The sequence below is a fragment of the Alteromonas antoniana genome (assembly GCF_019249295.1).
GTDB classification, from domain to species: domain Bacteria; phylum Pseudomonadota; class Gammaproteobacteria; order Enterobacterales; family Alteromonadaceae; genus Alteromonas; species Alteromonas antoniana.
In genome coordinates, this window is the sequence record NZ_JAESDH010000058.1 from 1 (window position 1) to 3,052 (window position 3,052).

Below are 3,052 nucleotides of genomic sequence, written 5' to 3' on the forward strand. Positions count from 1 at the left end.
AGCCTGCCGTCGTCTTCGAGCAGTTACGTAAGGCAGCTTAATTTAGCGAGTGGTGCACTTCGGAGTTGAATTCGCGAGTTGCTGAACTTCAACATCTTAGGCATGGTGTGTTTGATTTCATTCATGAAACTCCAAAGGGAGAACACTATGCTGATGGGTTTTGTGAATATGCGTTAGATGAGCTTCCAGATATAAAGGATAAGTTTAAAAAACTTTATACTGAATGCACTGGTGAAGCGGAATTACAACATCGCATGAGATGAAGTCTAACAATCACATTAAGTCGCTTCGCTCCAAATTTTAGCCCACGCATTACTGCCCCTAATGTGGGCGTTAGTTGACCGTCCGCATCTTGTCTTTTGCAGCTGTCCGTCGAAGAACTCTAAACAGGTATGCCGCTATTTAAGGGGAGGTTTACAATTTGTCACCGAGTCTGCCGAGCATAATGTTTTATGAGATGGAAACGAAAGCCTCCATCACCAGCTTTCATAGGTGACAGTCTTAATTCGAAGCAGTACACTTAGCTCGAGATTCAGATACCCAGTATGGCAATTATGTTCAAGCGCATAACTGACAAAGTCATCTGCCGCGAAGTTGAGGCGGCATTCATAGTTGATGGTTTGCCTGCTACGGTTGAATACTTGACATTTCTGATGGCACTTCCTGAAAAAAGGATTGTGACTGCGCTGGAGAGGGCACGCAAGCGAGGAAAGCTTCGTTGTGTAGGCGGAAAGTGGTGGTTACTTGAACCACACAGTTAGAATTTGAGTGAAGCGCTGCAGCCAATGCAGTGTCGATAAGAGAAAAGAACTGGCAATCAGCTTTTAAATATTAGGCACGGAGTTTAAAGGATTAAAGATGCCTGGGATCACTAAGTATAAAAAAGAGTGCGAGAATGTTTTTGCACTCAACGGTCACGACGAGAATAGCGCTACTTATGCATTAGGCTGAACACGATCCCAATCACCGTCTTTACTAGTGTCTTTGCTAAAGCAATGCGGTATCAGAGCATCTCTCGAAGAGGCAGGGCGTACCGAAATCTTGCTTCAGGAATACAGCGAGCAGGGTGGTTACACGGATTTGGAACTACAGTGCCTTGGTTTGTTTCAAGTTATTGTTGAAGCTAAAAAAGGCTGGGAACTGCCCACAACCCAGCAATTAACTCTCTATACAAAGCGTTTGGATAAAGAATTAACACCTCATTGCCGGGTTTGCTCACTATGCGCAGCGTCCACTGTATATTTAGAAAGATTACTGCCACCTGACATTGAAGGGTTTGCGCTCATCCACCTTTCATAGAAAGCCTTTAGAGACCTGGTGTCCGGCGTCGCTTCAACCCGACGTTCCCCTATAGAAAAGCTTTGGCTGAACCAGCTAGAAAATCACATCAAAGGATATGATCACATGACGTCCCCAACAGATAACACTGCACTTTGCGTTGTACTTTCAGGTGACGCTCTGAATCGTGATGAAAATTACACATGGGTGGATGTGGTAACAAAGGACAACTCTTATTTTCATCCCTTAGGCACTAGTGGCTGGCCGTCAACTCCGCCTAATTACGTTGCGTTTAGAAAAGACGGACAGCTATGACGTTGTTTCTGACCTTAATTCTGTAAATTCTTGTTGGCCATCAACAGAGATGGACCATTTCGTTTATGAGTTGGGGCCGCCCATGCCACCTACCCATGAGATAAAAAATGGCAAGCTTTGGGCAACCGCAAGGATTTGGTGTGCAATAGACACGCTGCTAAGCGGCGCATATGCGACAATCGCCGATGCGAGAGACGAGACACAACGCCGACTAAAGGGGGTAGAACAAGAAAGGTTATGAAGTTCTTAAAAACAATGAGCCGAGCCGAAATTGTTCGACTGAACCGCAATGCAGTGGGCAAATTTAACCAGAGATATAGTGAAGCAAGAATGGTATTGGATGCCATAAACATCTCTACAACTGCAGACTCTTACATAATATTTATGGGATTTTGTCCAGGAGAAGATTTTAATAACGGTATTGATTCAGGCCGGAAAGAGCAGGGTATCTGTCGGTTTGACTACGGTGAAAATGAGCATCAGGTCGAACGGTTTAACACTATCTGTGCTGATGACTTGGTCATTCTCAAAGAAACGTAAAAAGTTTGGTAAGACAATGAAGCTGTATGGTCACAGACGAGTAATTGCTGTCGCACACGATAATAATAAAGTCCGATGACCGTTGGTGGTATTCTAAAGTCGCCAAACAAAATGAGTATCACCACGAGTTACAAGCAGTTGATCAAAAGGTCAAGATACCATTTAGACCTCTAAAATTCTCAAAATCCATTGTTACCCCCTTCAAATTCACATGTTATCACTGATAGACCGCTGTAATTCAGTGTTAAGTTGAAAACCAATGAGCCAAATATTTTTTCTCAAAACACCGCTGAGTCTAAGCGCCTTTCCAGTCTCGTCCAAAACGCGCAGCATAATAGGCTGAACCACCGTATAGGTCACTAGATTACGACATAAAGAGCTAGCCCATTGATAATAATAAATTATCTAGATGGAAACATCGCGCATCTGGTTTAAAGTCGCATTAAACCTGCTTTTACCTACTGGGTTAAATTCGTAAATACCCATAAAGTTAATATGGGCCCAAGCAATGACTGAGCCAGTTGAAATTGACTTTATTACTTTTGCGCGTTGTTCTTCAGAATCGAATGTTAAGCAGTAGTCAGAGAGGAAAAGGTAGTTCCATAGAATTATCATATTGCGCAGTAAAGTATTGCTAGCCATCACCAACTGAACTTCATCGTGCAAACCAACCTGAAGCTTGCCATTTCTGCCAAAAAGTACTTTATCAGCAAGTTTTTGCCCCAGCTCAACTCTATTGAGCTGCTTTTGAATATTTTGTCTTAGTTCTTCGTCGTCTACATAATTGAGAATAAAGTGGGTTTTTAGCAACCTACCGAATTCTTTAAATGCCTTATACAAAGCCCGATTTCAGATAATAAGTGCACCACTCATGGTTAAACGGTGAGAAGAGATCAACTGCCTGTTGGTGGTACTCTAT

General features: G+C 42.9%; 4 protein-coding genes. 3 read left to right on the forward strand and 1 reads right to left on the reverse strand.

The genetic code is table 11. The features are described from left to right. Positions 1-107 precede the first annotated feature (107 nt). From JKP77_RS21960 to JKP77_RS21970, 3 genes are all read left to right on the forward strand, one after another. Entirely contained in the window at positions 108-263 is a 156-nt protein-coding gene (locus tag JKP77_RS21960) for a hypothetical protein (RefSeq protein ID WP_218313314.1), read from the forward strand. 1,141 nt (positions 264-1,404) lie between these two features. Further along, entirely contained in the window at positions 1,405-1,593 is a 189-nt protein-coding gene (locus tag JKP77_RS21965; protein WP_218313315.1) for a hypothetical protein, read from the forward strand. A gap of 237 nt (positions 1,594-1,830) precedes the next feature. After that, positions 1,831-2,133, forward strand: a complete 303-nt coding sequence (locus JKP77_RS21970; protein ID WP_218313316.1) for a hypothetical protein — start codon at positions 1,831-1,833, stop codon at positions 2,131-2,133. A gap of 405 nt (positions 2,134-2,538) precedes the next feature. Here JKP77_RS21970 and JKP77_RS21975 read toward each other — a convergent pair whose 3' ends face one another. Continuing rightward, positions 2,539-2,973 (reverse strand): transposase, encoded by a 435-nt coding sequence (locus JKP77_RS21975; RefSeq protein WP_246601337.1) that lies wholly within the window; start codon positions 2,971-2,973, stop codon positions 2,539-2,541. Positions 2,974-3,052: the final 79 nt, after the last annotated feature.

Bases quoted from the DNA above. Each gene is read 5' to 3' on its own strand.
- JKP77_RS21965 (WP_218313315.1), top strand. From the start codon at position 1,405: ATGACGTCCCCAACAGATAACACTGCACTTTGCGTTGTACTTTCAGGT.
- JKP77_RS21970 (WP_218313316.1), top strand. From the start codon at position 1,831: ATGAAGTTCTTAAAAACAATGAGCCGAGCCGAAATTGTTCGACTGAAC.